The sequence below is a fragment of the Bradyrhizobium sp. WSM471 genome (assembly GCF_000244915.1).
Lineage (GTDB): Bacteria > Pseudomonadota > Alphaproteobacteria > Rhizobiales > Xanthobacteraceae > Bradyrhizobium.
On the sequence record NZ_CM001442.1, the window covers coordinates 3415330 to 3430239 of the forward strand.

The 14910-nt window shown below is 66.0% G+C and carries 14 protein-coding genes and 1 riboswitch; of the genes, 4 read left to right on the forward strand and 10 right to left on the reverse strand.

The window, feature by feature from the left end:
• Positions 1-80: 80 nt before the first annotated feature.
• Positions 81-1055 (forward strand): magnesium transporter CorA family protein, encoded by a 975-nt coding sequence (locus BRA471DRAFT_RS14865; protein ID WP_007608479.1) that lies wholly within the window; start codon positions 81-83, stop codon positions 1053-1055.
• Between the two features lie 44 nt (positions 1056-1099).
• Here BRA471DRAFT_RS14865 and BRA471DRAFT_RS14870 read toward each other — a convergent pair whose 3' ends face one another.
• Complete coding sequence (locus tag BRA471DRAFT_RS14870) at positions 1100-1726, reverse strand: alpha/beta hydrolase (RefSeq protein ID WP_007608481.1); 627 nt, start codon at positions 1724-1726, stop codon at positions 1100-1102.
• A complete protein-coding gene (locus BRA471DRAFT_RS14875) occupies positions 1723-2661 on the reverse strand; it encodes a ring-cleaving dioxygenase (RefSeq protein WP_007608483.1) in 939 nt (312 codons plus the stop codon). Before BRA471DRAFT_RS14875 ends, BRA471DRAFT_RS14870 begins: the two co-directional genes overlap by 4 nt.
• Before the next feature lie 129 nt (positions 2662-2790).
• On the opposite strand from BRA471DRAFT_RS14875, the gene BRA471DRAFT_RS14880 reads away from it, so the two are divergent.
• Positions 2791-3702 (forward strand): LysR family transcriptional regulator, encoded by a 912-nt coding sequence (locus BRA471DRAFT_RS14880; protein ID WP_007608484.1) that lies wholly within the window; start codon positions 2791-2793, stop codon positions 3700-3702.
• Between the two features lie 52 nt (positions 3703-3754).
• On the opposite strand, the gene BRA471DRAFT_RS14885 is transcribed toward BRA471DRAFT_RS14880, so the two are convergent.
• The 6 genes from BRA471DRAFT_RS14885 to cobU form a co-directional block, all read right to left on the reverse strand.
• Positions 3755-4636, reverse strand: coding sequence for an alpha/beta fold hydrolase (locus tag BRA471DRAFT_RS14885; protein WP_035973967.1), 882 nt, complete (start codon positions 4634-4636; stop codon positions 3755-3757).
• Between the two features lie 76 nt (positions 4637-4712).
• A complete protein-coding gene (locus tag BRA471DRAFT_RS14890) occupies positions 4713-7388 on the reverse strand; it encodes a hybrid sensor histidine kinase/response regulator (RefSeq protein WP_007608486.1) in 2676 nt (891 codons plus the stop codon).
• Positions 7385-8416 (reverse strand): ABC transporter substrate-binding protein, encoded by a 1032-nt coding sequence (locus BRA471DRAFT_RS14895; RefSeq protein WP_007608487.1) that lies wholly within the window; start codon positions 8414-8416, stop codon positions 7385-7387. Before BRA471DRAFT_RS14895 ends, BRA471DRAFT_RS14890 begins: the two co-directional genes overlap by 4 nt.
• A gap of 122 nt (positions 8417-8538) precedes the next feature.
• Entirely contained in the window at positions 8539-9171 is a 633-nt protein-coding gene (gene bluB / locus BRA471DRAFT_RS14900; protein ID WP_007608488.1) for a 5,6-dimethylbenzimidazole synthase, read from the reverse strand.
• 4 nt (positions 9172-9175) lie between these two features.
• A complete protein-coding gene (cobS, locus tag BRA471DRAFT_RS14905; protein WP_007608489.1) occupies positions 9176-9958 on the reverse strand; it encodes an adenosylcobinamide-GDP ribazoletransferase in 783 nt (260 codons plus the stop codon).
• On the reverse strand, positions 9955-10458 hold the full coding sequence (cobU, locus tag BRA471DRAFT_RS14910; protein ID WP_007608490.1) for a bifunctional adenosylcobinamide kinase/adenosylcobinamide-phosphate guanylyltransferase: 504 nt from the start codon (positions 10456-10458) through the stop codon (positions 9955-9957). Before cobU ends, cobS begins: the two co-directional genes overlap by 4 nt.
• A 121-nt stretch (positions 10459-10579) precedes the next feature.
• On the opposite strand from cobU, the gene cbiB reads away from it, so the two are divergent.
• Both cbiB and cobD read left to right on the forward strand, forming a co-directional pair.
• The gene (gene cbiB / locus BRA471DRAFT_RS14915; RefSeq protein ID WP_007608494.1) at positions 10580-11521 is read left to right on the forward strand and encodes an adenosylcobinamide-phosphate synthase CbiB; all 942 of its coding nucleotides are present in this window, start codon (positions 10580-10582) and stop codon (positions 11519-11521) included.
• 11 nt (positions 11522-11532) lie between these two features.
• Positions 11533-12495, forward strand: a complete 963-nt coding sequence (gene cobD / locus BRA471DRAFT_RS14920) for a threonine-phosphate decarboxylase CobD (RefSeq protein ID WP_007608499.1) — start codon at positions 11533-11535, stop codon at positions 12493-12495.
• Here cobD and BRA471DRAFT_RS14925 read toward each other — a convergent pair.
• Together BRA471DRAFT_RS14925 and cobO are read right to left on the reverse strand one after the other, a co-directional pair.
• Positions 12484-13932, reverse strand: a complete 1449-nt coding sequence (locus BRA471DRAFT_RS14925) for a cobyric acid synthase (RefSeq protein ID WP_035973970.1) — start codon at positions 13930-13932, stop codon at positions 12484-12486. The two genes, cobD and BRA471DRAFT_RS14925, sit on opposite strands and share 12 nt — an antisense overlap.
• A gap of 10 nt (positions 13933-13942) precedes the next feature.
• Positions 13943-14578 carry a cob(I)yrinic acid a,c-diamide adenosyltransferase gene (cobO, locus tag BRA471DRAFT_RS14930; RefSeq protein WP_007608503.1) on the reverse strand — a complete coding sequence of 212 codons (636 nt, stop codon included), beginning with the start codon at positions 14576-14578 and terminating at the stop codon, positions 13943-13945.
• Positions 14579-14618: 40 nt separating this feature from the next.
• A riboswitch (cobalamin riboswitch) is annotated at positions 14619-14838 on the forward strand.
• The last annotated feature ends 72 nt before the right edge of the window (positions 14839-14910 follow it).

The following is a 14910-nucleotide window of genomic DNA, read 5'->3' on the forward strand; positions in this document are numbered from 1 at the left end:
TCGGAACCCCCATGCGTTAGCTCGGCGCAGGATGGCCGCAGGCCGTGCGATCCGGCGCGAGGGTATGCGGAGTTCGGTTCTTGCTCAAACTGTACAGGTGGCCATCCGACGAATGGCAGAAGATCGGCGCGGAGATGCCGTCCGAGATCATCTGGGCTGATCTTTTGGACGCGACCGCGGAAGAAAAGCAGTTCGTCGAACGATTGCTCGGGATCCGCGTTCCGTCCGAGGATTCGCTCAGCGAGATCGAAGCGTCGAGCCGCCTGATCCTCGACAACGGCACGCTCTATCTCAGCTCGCCGGCGGTTCGGCTCAACGAGGACAACGAGGCCGAGATCACGCCGGTGGGATTCGTCATCGGCCCGCGCGTGCTGGTGACGGTGCGCTTCGCGCAGCTGCCGATCTTCGACGACATCGGCAAGCGTATCGGCTCCGATGACAGCCTGGAGAACGGCATGTGCGTGTTCGCCAGCCTGGTCGAGGCCATGGTCGACCGCGGGGCCGATGTCCTTGAGCATCTCGGCGCCAAGGTCGACAGGCTCTCGCGGGGCGTCTTCAAAGGTGGGCTCGTCCGCACCAAGCGGCCGGTTCGCTCCAGCCGGCGGATGCGCGAGGCGCTGGAGAACATCGGAGAGCTGGCCGATCGGCTCGCCAAGGCGCGCGATGTCCTGCTTGGCGTCGGCCGCATCGCTTCATTCGCCGGCGATGTCGGGGGTGAATGGATCACCGCCGCGTCGAAGAAGCGCCTCGAGGCCGTCTCCAAGGATGTCGCTTCGCTCGGCGATTATGAGACGCGATTGTCGGACAAGATCCAGCTTCTGCTCGATGCCGTGCTCGGCTTCATCAACATCCAGCAGAACGAGCTGTTCAAGATCCTGACCATCGTCTCGGTCGTCGGCGTGCCGCCTACGATCATGGTCGGCATCTGGGGCATGAACTTCAAGCACATGCCGGAACTGGACTGGACGTTCGGCTATCCGCTGGCGTGGCTCGCCATCATTGCCAGCGGCGTGCTGCCGCTGATCTGGTTCAAGCGCCGCGGCTGGTTCGAGTGAAGCCGCGGCGCACCGCTCGAAAACGATGCGCCGCTTTTTCGGGATCAGACGACTTCGACGGCGAATTTGCCGATCCAGTCGCGGGCGAGCGTCACATCGGCTTGCGACAATTGATGGCCCGCCGGCAGGACCTTGTGTTCGACCCGGGCTCCGGCTTCCGACAACAGCGAGGCGAGCTTCCCCGAATTGCTCCCCGGAACGATCGGATCAGCCTGCCCCGACAGAAGCAGGACGGGCTTGCCGCCGAGCTCAGCCTTCGGCGGATCCGACAGCGGCACCATCGCGCGGAGCAGGATCGCGCCTGCCAGCGCATCCGGCTCCAGCAGCAACAGCGCGGCCGCGATGTTGGCACCGTTGGAGAAGCCGACCGCAACCGGCGCGGCGAGGCCATATCGATGCCGTGCCTCCGCGACGAAGTCGCCGAGTTCGTGCGCGCGGCGGCGCACGTCGTCCTCGTCGAACACGCCCTCGGCAAGGCGGCGGAAGAAACGCGGCATGCCGTGCTCGAGCACGCGGCCGCGCGGCGAGAGCAGGGCCGAGCCGGGCGAGATCATCCTGCCGAGCCCGAGCAGATCGTTCTCGTCGCCACCGGTGCCGTGCAGCAGCAGGAGTGGAGGGGAGCCCGCGCTGGTCGCGGGCTCGAAACGATGGACGAATGAACTCTCGGTCATGACACGCTCTCTGCCAAATTCGGCAACACAGCCTCGATCTGCTTGCGCTGCGCTTCGAGGAAGCTCGGCAGCTTGAGGTCGCGTCCCAGCGTCGCGACGGGCTCGTCGACGGCGAAGCCGGGGATATCGGTCGCGATCTCGAACAGCACGCCGCCGGGCTCGCGGAAGTAGATCGAGCGGAAGTAGTTGCGGTCCCGCTGTTCGGTCGGGTGCAGGCCGTGATTGCTCACGAGCCTTTGCGCCATCTTGCCCTGCTCGGCGTCGTCGACCGCGCGGAAGGCGATGTGATGCACGGAGCCGCCACCTTGGTGCCCGCGCAAAAAGCCCTTGGCCTCGTAGATGTCGACGACGCTGCCTTCGACATCGCCCGGTGCCTTGAAGCGGATCACGGAGCCTTCGCGCGCCATCTCCTTGAAGCCGAACACGTCGGTGAGGACGGCAGCCGTTTTTGCCGCGCTGTCGAGCAACAAGGTCACGCCGTGGAAGCCGCGGATCGCATGTTCGGCGGGAACGTCGCCGTTGCTCCAGCCGGGCTCGCTCTCGGCACCGGGAATGCCGACGAGCGCGAGGGCCATGCCATCAGGGTCTGTGAACGGCAGCACGGACTCGCCAAAGCGCTTCTCCAGCGCCTCGTAGGCGATGCCCTTCTCGACGAAGCGCTGCGTCCAATAGCCGAGCGAGCGTTGCGGCACGCGGAAGGCGGTCTGGTGCGTCTCGCCGACGCCGCGGCGCCCGGCCGGCACGCCGGCCCAGGGAAAGAAGGTCAGGATGGTGCCGGGGCGGCCGGTCTCGTCGCCGTAGTAGAAGTGATAGGTGCCGGGATCGTCGAAATTGACCGTCTTCTTGACGAAGCGCAGGCCGAGATCCCGGGTGTAAAAGCCGAAATTCCTGATGGGGTCGCCCGCGATCGCGGTCACGTGGTGCAGTCCAGACATTGTCGTCCTCCTGAATTCGGGGAGCGGTCTTGCTCTGACCGGAAATATCGTGCCGCTTTGGATTGGAGACAATCCATGCAAATATGACGTCTATGTCTACGATTTGGAAACAATCAGCCGAGGCAGCCCATGGATAAGGTCGCCAGCCTCGGGGCCTTCGTAAAGGTGGTCGAAAGCGGCAGTTTTGCCGAGGCGGGCCGGCAGTTGCGGCTGTCGCGCTCCGCGATCAGCAAATACATCGCCGACCTCGAAGAAAGCCTCGGCGTGCAGCTCCTGAATCGGACCACGCGCCATGCGAGCCCGACCGAGAACGGCCAGCGCTATTTTGAGCGCGCGGTCGTCATCCTGTCGGAGATCAAGGCTGCCGACCAGGCCGTGGCGCAAGCCCAGTCGGCGCCGCGCGGCCTGTTGCGCGTCAACGCGCCGATGTCGTTCGGCACTCTGCGGCTCGGGCCGGTGCTTGCCGATTTCATGGCGCGATATCCGGAGCTGCAGCTCCAGCTCGTGCTCAGCGACGATCTGCTCGATCCCGTCCAGGACGGCTTTGACGTGACCTTGCGGATCGCCGAATTGGAATCCTCGAGTTTGATCGCGCGTAAAATCATGCCGGTGGCGCGCATGATCTGCGCTTCGCCCGATTATCTCGCACGTCACGGCACACCGAAACATCCGCAGGATCTGCGCGAACATGCCTCGCTCACCTACGGCTTCCTGCTTACGGGCAATCAGTGGAAGCTCACCGGCACCGATGGCGATCACTGGATCCAGCCGGCCTGGTCGCTCTGCGTCAACAATGCCGAAGTGCTGCGTGATGTCGCAATCAAGGGCAGGGGGCTCGCGCTGCTCCCGGAGTTCATCGCCGCCGATGCCTTGAGGAAGGGCGAGCTGCGAACGGTGCTGGACGATTTTTCTGCGCCGCCGCTTGCGCTCTATGCGGTGTATCCGCCGACCCGGCATCTGTCGGTGAAAGTGCGGCTGTTCATTGATTTCCTGGTCGAGCGGTTTGGGCGGGAGGATGAAGCGTCGGGCCGATTAAAATGACCCGCGCGGAAGGACCGAGCCGAGATATGTCGGCTCCGCGCGGCTCGCTGCTCTATTTTTTGGTATCGAGAAATTGGCGTATCGCCTGCACGGTCGCCGCCGGTTGCTCTTCCATCAGCCAATGACCGGCGTCCGGAATGACCAATTCGGTGACGTCAGTCGCGGCGTTTCGCATCACGACGGCCTCTGTCGCACCGAAGGATTTTTCGCCCCCGACAGCCAGCACGGGAATGGTCAACTTGGTCGCGATCGCCTTCTTATTGTCTTCGGCGTCGGTGCGGATCGACCTGAACTGGGCGAACGCAGCACGCATGGCGCCCGGCCGCGCATAGAGCTCCGCGTAATGACGGCGTGTCGCTTCCGCGATCCTGGAGGGCGTGCCCGCGAAGTCATTCCAGAAGCGGTCGAGGTAGATGCGCTCGCGGCCCTTGACCAGCCGCTCCATGTCCAGGCCTCCGAGATCAAAATGCCAGAGCTGCGGGCTGCGCACCACCTCGTCCCACGGCGGCACCCCGGGCACCGGGGCATCCATGACGATCAGCTTCTCGGTCAGGTCGCGATACCGGGCCGCGTAGGCATAGGCCACCATGGTTCCGATGTCGTGGCCGACGACGGCGGCCTTTTCGATGCCGAGCGCTGCGAGAACGGCCCGCATGTCGGCCGCCTGGGTCCATTTGTCGTAGCCATTGTCGGGCTTGCTCGAGAGGCCCATACCGCGCAGATCAGGCACGACAACGGTGTGGTCGCGCACGAGGTCAGCGGCGAGCTTGACCCACATGTCGCCGGTATCACCAAAACCGTGGATCAGGATCACGGCAGGCCCCTGACCGCCGACGCGAACATGAATCTGCGTGCCGTTGGCCGCGATGGTTTTAGTCTTGAAGCCGGCCGGAAACTGTTCGACCTCGGCGCGCGCGGCAGGGGCGAGCAGCATGAGAACAATGGCGAGATATCTTGCGCGCACCGGCGCCTCCGATCATCTTGTATTTCAGTCCAGTGACCGAAGGCTCTTAGGCCGGCCGGAGCAGATCGTCCAGCGCGCTCATCGAGGCCTTTCGAAGCGCGGCGAGCTCGCGGGCGGCACTCTGGCATTCGGGCGTGGACATCGTGACCGCCGCCAGCTCGACCTCACGGCAGCGCTCGAACAAGCGGACCAAGCCGAGCGCACTCGCGCCGCTGCCGAGTTGATGCGCGCAGCGTGCGAGTTGCGTGGCATCGCCAATCACTGCTGCCTTGGCGATGTCCTCGACCAGCTTTTCGCTGGTCTGTTCCAGCAGGTCGTGGAGTTTTGCGATCTGCGCCGCGCCCAGCAGCTCTTTCTGGTCATCGAGGAGATGCCGGTCGATCAACGCGCCTGCGGCGAGTTGCGCCGCCGCTGGCTGGTTCTGGGCATCGTCCTCGATCGCCTCGCGCAGCGCATTGATCAGGATCGGCTTGCTGACGATCTTGGCAATGCCTGCCCCCGCGAGCCGCTCGCGGGCGCGGCGCGACATGTCGGCGGTTACCGCGATGATGCGCGGCATGGTCGGCAGATCGAGCGTTCGGATCCGCGATGCCGCCTCGACGCCGTCCATGTCGGGCATGTGCAGATCCATCAGGATGACATCGAACGCCTGGTCGCGCGCGTGTGCGATGGCCGACGCGCCGTTCGTGGCGATGGTGGCGTGGTGGCCGAGCCTCTTCAACATCGCTTCACCGACCTCGCAATTGACGGGGTCGTCGTCGACCAGCAGCACGCGAAGCTGCCGCGATGGCGGCTGAACCGCGCCTTGCGCGATGTCGGTCGTGGCGAGGCCAAGCGGGACCTCAAGCATGAACGAGCTGCCCGTACCCGGCGTGCTCGCCACCGTCAGCTCGCCGCACATCAGGCGGGTGAGGCGCCGCGCGATCGCCAGTCCAAGGCCGGTGCCGCCGAACCGCCGCGCGATGCTGTCGTCGGCCTGGACGAAATCCTCGAAAATCCGCTCGTGCATGTCGGGCGCGATGCCGATGCCGGTATCGCGAACGGTGATGCGCAGCAGGACATGATCGTCATGTGCCTCGGCGGCCGCGCTCAAGCCGATGACGCCGCGCGGGGTGAACTTGATCGCGTTGCCGATCAGATTGAGCAGGATGCGATTGAGCCGCACCGGATCGCCATGCACGGAGGTGTTGATCGTCGCATCGCAGGCGAGATCGAAGGTCAGGCCCTTGTGAGAGGCCTGCGGACGCATCAGATCGGCGGCCGCTTCGATGAGCTGGTCGAGGCGGAAATCGCGGGTCTCAAGAGTCTCGGCGCTGGCCTCCAGGCGCGCATATTCGAGGATGCCGTCGACCAGCGCGATCAGCGTTTCGCCCGACGCGGCCGCGGTCGTGAGGTGGCGCCGCTGCACTTCGCCGAGGCTGCCGTCGTCGAGCGTTTGCAGCACGCCCATGACGCCGTTCAGCGGCGTTCGTAGCTCGTGGCTGACGACCGCGAGAAAGCGCGATTTGGTCTCGTTGGCTGCGACCGCCGCGCTGCGCGCGCGCTCGGCGGCATCGTGCTCGGCAAGGGCCTGGTCGCGGGTCCTTTCCAGTTCGGAGGTGCGCTCGATCACCTTGCGCTCGAGCGTCGCATAGGATTCGCGCAAGTGAGCGGCCATCCGGTTGAACTGATCGCCGAGCGCCTCCAGCTCGTCGCCGGTCCTGATCGCGAGCCGCAGGCCGAGGTCGCCGCTGCCGATCCGCCGCGCGCCCTGCGTCAGGATCTGGATCGGCACGGTCATACGCCGGCTCAGAAAAAGAGAGACCAGCACCGCACATGCCAGCAGGATGACCAGGAGAAAAGTCGAGCGTCCGATCGACGCATAGATCGGCGCATAGGCTTCGGTGAGCGGCAGCTCGACGAACACCAGCCAGCCCAGCGAGGGGACCGTCGCATAGGTCGACAGCACGCGTTGACCGGACAGATCCTCCTTGACCAGGCCGCCCGAGGGGGGCCCGACGCCATCGAGCGCGGCGCGGACGTCGGCATGGCCGGAGAGATCGCTGCGACGCAACGCCGGCCACAGATCGGGATGCGCGATCAACAACCCCATCCGATCGACCACATAGGCCTTGCCGGTGTTGCCGACCCTGATCCCGGCGACGAGGTCCCAGATGAAGCGAAGATTGACCTCGGCGACAATCACATCGGGCGTGAGACCGGTTCCGCGCGTGGCGAGCGTCATGAACGGCTCGGTGTCACCGAGGAAGTAGACCGGTCCGTAATAGGCGCGGCTTTCATTGGCGCCGCGGAAGGCCTGCGAGGCGGAGAGGTCGGCCTTGCTGCCGATCCTGTCCGCGACGCGGCGCGACACGCGCACCTGCTCGCGGCCTTGGGCGTCGAGCTCGGCGATTTCCGCGATCGCGGGCGAGAGACGCAGGAGGCGGATGGCGTTCAGCCGCTGGTCCTCGTTCGTGGACAGCTCCGGGGGCAGGCGCGAGAGCCACCTGATCTGGTTTTCGATCTGGCCAATGAACTGGCCGATCTGGATCGCGGCGCTTGCTGCCTGCTCGCGCTGGGTCCTCGCCAGAAGCTGCTTCTGCTCGCGATAGGAGAACCAGACGTCGAAGCCGGTGTTGATGGCGAGCGCGGCAGAAGCGAGCGCGACGATCGAGTAGAGGTATTTGCGGAACAGCCGGCCGGCAGGCGGCCGCAAATCTCCCTGGTCGATCGTCTCGTTCACTCGCGGATCTCGTCGGCGCGCGCGAGCAGCGTGAATGGGAGCGTCAAATCCAGCGTGCGGGCGACCGTGCGGTTGATCAGGAGCTCATATTTCCGCGGCGATTGCACCGGCAGATCGCCGGCCTTGGTGCCGCGCAGGATGAGATCGACATAGTCGGCCGAACGCACTTCGAGCGTCGGCCCGTAGCTCATCAGCCCGCCCGCATCCATGAAATAATGAAACGGGTAAATCGTGGGCACGCGGTATTTCGCGGTTGCCGCGATGATCGCCTGCCGGTTGACCACCAGAAAGCTGTCGACGAGCGCGATCATCGCGGCCTTGGGCGGTTCGGTAAAGCGCCTGACGGCTTCGTCAATCTCCGTCGGCGCGCTGACGGGGGCGGGGACCACGGACACGCCGGACAGTGCTGCCTCTTGTTCGATGGAATCGAGGAAGAAGCGGCCGCCGCGAGGTGTGGTCGCCGGGTTGAACAGGATGCCGACGCGCGCAAGATCCGGCACGGCCTCCCGGATGAGCTGAAGCCATTTGCCACCCATCTCGGCGGTGCTGTTGGTGAAGCCGGTCACGTTGCCGCCGGGACGGGCAAGGCTTTCGACGAAGCCGTTGCCGACGGGATCGTTGGCGGTCGCGAACACGATCGGGATGGTTTTCGTGGCTTCGAGGACGGCCGCGGTTTCGATCGTCGAGCCGGTCAGGATCACATCCGGCTTGAGCGCCAGCAATTCCTGAACCGCGGTTTTCAGTCTATCCGGCGCGCCGAAGGTCGAACGGAGCTCAAGGCGGAAATTGACGCCTTCGACCCAGCCTCGCTGCCTCAAGCCCACGATGAGGCCACCCAGGCGGGAGGTCGGGCTGTCGATCATGCTCCTTCTGGTCAGTTCGTCGTCGAGCGGCAATGCGGTCAGCGATGCGACGACGCGCATGCGATCAGATGTCGCGCCGAGCGCCAGCCAGCCCGCGGCGGTCGTGCTGGCAAGGCGAATGAACCCGCGGCGATCCACCGCGAGAGCGGAAGGCCGTTCGGTCATGGATGTCTTTGCATGATGGTTTGCCCCAACCCGATGCTTTAGCCCGAACAGCCGGCATCCACAATTGATGAAAAAATGCGTTTGTGACTGCTCATTCGCAGCGGATCTCCGGCGTGGCCTGATTAACGCCGCAGCGTGAATTCTTCCGCGCCCCGCCGCTGCTCCCACTTCGCCTGTTCCAGCTCGGGCCGGTCGCATTCGATCTCGGGATAGCCGATGCAGAGATAGGCGATGAATTTCCAGGTGTCGGGCACGTCGAGAATGGCGTGGATGCGATCCGGATGGAGGATCGAGACCCAGCCAAGCCCGATGTCGTCGGCGCGCGCGGCCAGCCACATCGCGGTGATCGCCGCGACCACGGAATATTCCGTCGTCTCCGGCATCGTCGCGCGGCCGAGGCCGTGACCGGTGTCGCTGGCCTTGTCCGCGAACACGGCGAGGTGGCCGGGGGCCTGTTCGAGACCCGACAGTTTCAGCGTGGCGTAGCGCGCTGCGCGCTCACCAGCATAGGCATTCAGCGCGTCGGCGTTGCACGCTTTGAAGTCGTCGATCACGGCGCGACGCCGTGCGGCGTCGTCGACGATGACAAAGCGCCAGGGCTGGCTGAGGCCGACCGAGGGTGAGAGACAGGCCGTCTCGATCAGGCGATCGATGGCGCCGTCAGGCAACGGATCAGCGCGAAAGCGGCGCACGTCGCGGCGCCACACGAACAGCTCGCGCAAGTGCTGGCGAAAAATGTCGTCGAACTCGACCATCGCGTCACCCTCCGATCTGGACAGCTGCGGCAACCAGCAGGATCAGGATCTCGCCGGTCTGCTCGAACGCGCCGAGGATGTCGCCGGTCTGCCCGCCAATCTGGCGGATGGCAAGTCGCGCCAGCATCAGGCCGGCGAGGGAGAGCAGGATCAGGCTCACCAGCGCCTTGCCCGGCCCGAGCGCGAGCGTGAGCGCGAGGGTTCCAAGAGCGAATGCGATCGCAACGCTGCGGCCCGGCGGTGATCCGGCGCTCGCCGACAAGCCGTCAGGTCGTGCAGGCGCGACCTGCGACATGAAGGCCGGCAACCCCGCGCGGGCCGCAGTGTGCGCAGCGCACAGCGCGAGCGCGACTGCCCACGGATTGGCGATCGCCGCGAGCGCGCTCCAGCGCAGGCCGAAGGACAGGATCAGCGTGCAGACGCCATAGGTGCCGATCCGGCTGTCACGCATGATCTCGAGCTTGCGCTCGCGCGTGCGGCCGCCGCCGAGCCCGTCGGCGGTATCGGCAAGGCCGTCCTCGTGCAGCGCGCCGGTGATGAGGGCGGTCGCGGCCAGCGCGAGCAGGGCGGCAAGGTTCGGTGCCAGACCGAACCGGCTGGCGACCTTGTAGACCAAGGCGCCGGCAAGGCCGACCAGCAGTCCCGCGACGGGCAGGGCCCAGGTCGCGCGCGCGATGGCGCCGTCGGCCGCGGGCTTCGAAGGAGCGACCGGGAGGATCGTCACGAACGATGCCGCCGTTCTGAGATCGGCGATGACGTCTCGCAAGAATTCGTCGCGCGGCATCATTTCAGTTTCATCGGCAGGCCCGCGACGACGATCTCGACCTCGTCGGCAACGGCCGCGATGGCCTGGTTCATGAACCCGGCGGCGTCGCGGAAGCTCCGCGCCAGCGCGTTGTCAGGCACGATGCCAAGGCCGACCTCGTTGGTCACGAAGACGACGGGGCTCTTAAGGCGGGGCAGGGCGGTGACGAGCTCGCTCACCTCTCGTTCCCAATCGCGCTCCGCATGCATGAGGTTGGAGAGCCACAACGTCAGGCAATCGACGAGCCGCGCGCCGCCGCCATCGGTTGCGACCAGCGCGGGGACGAGATCGAGCGGCACTTCGCGTTCGATCCAGTCGGTTCCGCGGCGCGCGCGATGCCTCGCGATGCGCGCCTCCATTTCGGCATCGAGCGCCTCGGCCGTCGCGACATAGACCAGCTGCCCGGGTAAGGCGCGCGCGCGCATTTCCGCGCGCCTGCTCTTGCCCGACCGTGCTCCGCCGGTGATCAAAATGACCGCCATAAAGTCTCCTCTCGGCCTGCACTAATCACCAAACGCGGCCAAAAACAAAGCCGAAATCCGCCAGCCGGGGGCTTGCGCTTCGGCCACCCTTTGCGCAACAGGGGCGGGACAGGAGACGGGTGTGGGTTTTGCGGGTGCGATGGCGGTGGCGATGGCGGTGGATGCCCTGTTGGGCTGGCCGTCGTGGTTGTTCGCGCACATCGGCCATCCTGTCACCTGGCTGGGCCGGCTGATCTCTACCATCGACGCTGCCTGGAATCGGCCGTCCGATACGCCGGCATTCCGCCGCGCCGCGGGTCTCGCCGGTGCGCTCGTGGTGATCGCGCTCTCCGTCGCGCTCGGCTGGACGCTTCAGTCCTTGCTTGCCGTGGGCTGGATCCAGATCGTGCTGGTCGGCGTCCTGGCCTGGCCGCTGGTCGCCTTGCGTTCGTTGCACGACCACGTGGCTGCCGTCGCAAATCCCATGCGGGCCGGTGACACCGTCGCCGCACGCGAGGCGGTCTCGCGCATCGTCGGCCGCGATCCCGCAGCGCTCGACGAGGCCGGGATTGCTCGTGCGGCGATCGAGAGCCTCGCCGAGAATGCATCCGACGGCATCGTCGCACCGATGTTCTGGGGCGCGCTGTTCGGCTTGCCCGGCATTTTGGGCTACAAGGCGATCAACACGCTGGACTCCATGATCGGCCATCGCTCCGAGCGCCACGAAGCTTTCGGCTGGGCCGCGGCGCGCATCGACGATGTCGCCAATTTCATTCCGGCGCGGCTGACCGGCTGTCTGTTCGTGCTGCTGGCGCCACGGCGATCAGAGGCGCTGTCGTGCATGACGCGGGACGCACGCCGACATCGATCGCCCAATGCCGGCTGGCCGGAAGCCGCCATGGCCGGCGCGCTTGGTGTGCGGCTCAGCGGTCCGCGGATCTATCACGGCAGCACCACCAACGAGCCCTGGCTGAATGAAGGTGCGCGCGATCCGCTTGCCGCCGACATCGATCGGGGATTGACGGTTTACCGCCGCGCCATGCTGCTGCTCGCCGGTGTCCTTGCGATCCTGGCCTTCGCGTGAAAGAACAGCGCATGCGCGAGCACGGTGGAAATCTCGATCTGGCCCAGCAGCGTTTCGGTGGCCCCACGGAGCACTGGATCGATCTGTCGACTGGCATCAACCGCCTGCCTTATCCCGTGGGCGAGGTGAGCTCGCGCGCGTGGAGCGCGTTGCCGTCGCGCGCCGAGATCGAGGCGCTGCATCAGGCGGCGCGGCACGCCTACGGCACGAGCGCGGCGGTTGTCGCGCTTGGCGGCGCACAGGCCGCGATTCAACTGCTGCCGCAGCTCGCGCCGCCCGGCCGCGCGCGCATCCTCGCGCCGACCTACAACGAATATGCCGGGGTCCTCTCGGGGGCGGGCTGGGAAGTCCAGGAGGTCGGGGAACTCGACGCGCTGGCGGGCGCGGATCTCGCCATTGTCGTCAATCCCAACAATCCTGATGGCCGATGCTACGCACCAAAGGATTTGCTGGCGCTGCTGCCGCGCGTCGGCCGTCTCGTCGTCGACGAGAGTTTTGCCGATGTGGCCCCGCAGCTATCGCTTGCATCCGAGGACCGGCCGGGGCTGCTGATCCTGCGCTCCTTCGGGAAGTTTTACGGCCTTGCCGGCCTGCGGCTCGGCTTCGCGCTCGGCAATTCGTCCGACATCGCCAGGCTCGCATCGATGTCGGGGCCTTGGCCGGTCTCGGGAGCGGCGATCGCGATCGGCTGCCGCGCTCTGCGTGACGATGCCTGGGCCGAGGCCACGTCCGCGCGGCTCGTGCGAGACTGCGTTCGCCTCGACGGCTTGGTGCAGTCGCAAGGTTTGACGGTCATTGGCGGGACGCAGCTGTTTCGTCTTTACGGGACGCCTGACGCGCTTGCCGCACAGGAGCAGCTGGCGCGTCGCCACATCTGGTCGCGCGTGTTCGGGCGGGAGCCGACATGGCTGCGCCTCGGGCTTCCGGGCAGCGAATCCGAATGGACGCGCCTGGCCGAGGCTCTAGCGCGCTAGCGCGAGCAGGCCGTCGACGTCGAGATGTTGCTCGATGTGATCGGCGAGCGCATCGAGCGCGCTCTCGACCCTGGCGTGATAGGGCTCGTCGCCGGCGGGAATGTCGAGCTTCGCCAAAAAGGCCTTACGGAAATCATCCGACGTGAACAGGCCGTGCAGATAGCTGCCTTGCACGCGTCCGTCGCGCGAGATCGCGCCTTCCGGTTCGCCATTCAGCCTTGCGAATGGCCGCGCGCGATCCGGCCCATCGGTGCGCCCGATGTGGATTTCATAAGCCTCGATCGGTTGATCCGTCGCGGCATGCACGGCCGCGACACGCGTCAGCGTCTTCTGCGGGCTCATCACCGTCGCGACATCCAGAAGCCGGAGACCCGCTGTGTCGCCCGCGGGGCCCTCGATCCCGTCGGGATCCGTGACGCTGCGCCCGAGCATCTGATAGCCGCCGCAGAGGCCGAGCACATGGCCGCCTCTGCGGTGATGCGCCAGGAGATCGATGTCCCAGCCCTGCGCGCGCAGGAAGGCGAGATCGCCGCGGGTGGATTTCGATCCGGGGATGATGACGAGGCGCACGTCGCCGGGAATGGCCTCACCCGGCCGCACCATCACGAGATCGACGCCGGGCTCGAGCTTCAGAGGATCGAGATCGTCGAAATTGGCGATCCGCGACAGCGCGAGACAGGCGATCTTGCATTGGCCCGGCTTGCGCGCATCGCTCAGGCCCAGCGCATCCTCGGCCGGCAGTTCGCCGGCGCGCGCGAACCAGGGCAGCACGCCGAGGCCGCGCCATGCGGTCTTTTCTTCGATCAGTCTGTAGCCGTCGTCGAACAATGTGGGATCGCCGCGGAACTTGTTGATGATAAAACCCCGGATCATCGCGGCATCATCCGGGTCGATCACCGTCTTGATGCCGACGAGTTGCGCGATGACCCCGCCGCGGTCGATGTCGCCGACCAGCACGACCGGCACATCGGCCTTGCGCGCAAAGCCCATGTTGGCGATGTCGGCCTTGCGCAGGTTCACCTCGGCCGGACTGCCGGCGCCCTCCACCAGCACGAGATCGGCGCGCGCTTTCAGCCGCTCAAAACTCTCCAGCACCGCGCCCATTAATGACGGCTTCATCGCCGCATATTCGCGCGCGCGCGCGGTCGCGAGGCGTTTCCCTTGCACGATCACCTGCGCGCCGACATCGGTCTCGGGCTTGAGCAGCACCGGATTCATGTCGGTGTGCGGCTCGACGCGAGCGGCCAGCGCCTGGAGTGCCTGGGCGCGGCCGATCTCGCCGCCGTCGACGGTGACGGCCGCGTTGTTCGACATGTTCTGCGGCTTGAACGGGAGCACGCGCAGGCCGCGTCGCACAAAGGCGCGCGCGAGGCCGGCAACGATGAGCGACTTGCCCACGTCCGAGCCGGCCCCCTGGATCATCAATGCGCGCGCCATCGCGAGTTTCTTAGAACTCGACGCCGGCTTGCGCCTTTATGCCGGAGCGGAAGGGATGCTTGACCAGCGTCATCTCGGTGACGAGATCGGCGATCTCGATCAGCTCGTCCTTGGCGTTGCGTCCGGTGAGCACGACATGCGTCATCGGCGGCTTCGAGGTCACCAGGAAATCGACGACCTCGGCGATGTCCAGATAATCGTAGCGCAGCGCGATGTTGATCTCGTCGAGCACGACCATGCGGAGATTCTGGTCGAGGATCAGCTCCTTGGCCTTCTCCCAGCCGGCGCGCGCGGCGGCGATGTCGCGAGCGCGGTCCTGCGTCTCCCAGGTAAAACCCTCGCCCATGGCGTGGAATTGGCAGAGGTCGCCGAAATGGCCGGTGAGCATGCGGCGCTCGCCGGTATCCCAGGCGCCCTTGATGAACTGCACGACCGCGCAGGGGAAGCCATGGGCGACGCAGCGGACGATCATGCCGAAGGCCGAGGACGACTTGCCCTTGCCGGCGCCGGTGTGGACGATGATGAGGCCCTTTTCGCCGCTCTTGGTCGCCATGATCTTGTCGCGGGCGACCTTCTTCTTCGCCATTTTCGAGGCGTGGCGGGCGTCGGTTTCGTCGGCCGTCTGGGTATCCGGTTCTGACGTCATCGGACGGGGTCCTTCGGCTTGACAAGAGGCGGTCGGGGGCAAATGGTGACCCGGCGTTGGTTCCTGTCCTACGACAGGCGAAGAGGGAATGCGATAGGGTCCGAATCGGCAAGATTTGGTTCCAAAATGCAGCCGCCCCCGCGACCGTGACCGGAGAGATGCCCGAAGCCACTGATCCCCTACGGGATCGGGAAGGCGGGGATCGAAGGGGAAACCCTGCTCCGGAAGCCGGGAGACCTGCCAGCGCGGACGATTTTGGACCGGCGGACGGGGTGTTCCGCGACGGGGAAACGGGCCTTCGCAAGAACGGTTCGTGGGCCTCTTCGCTTCCC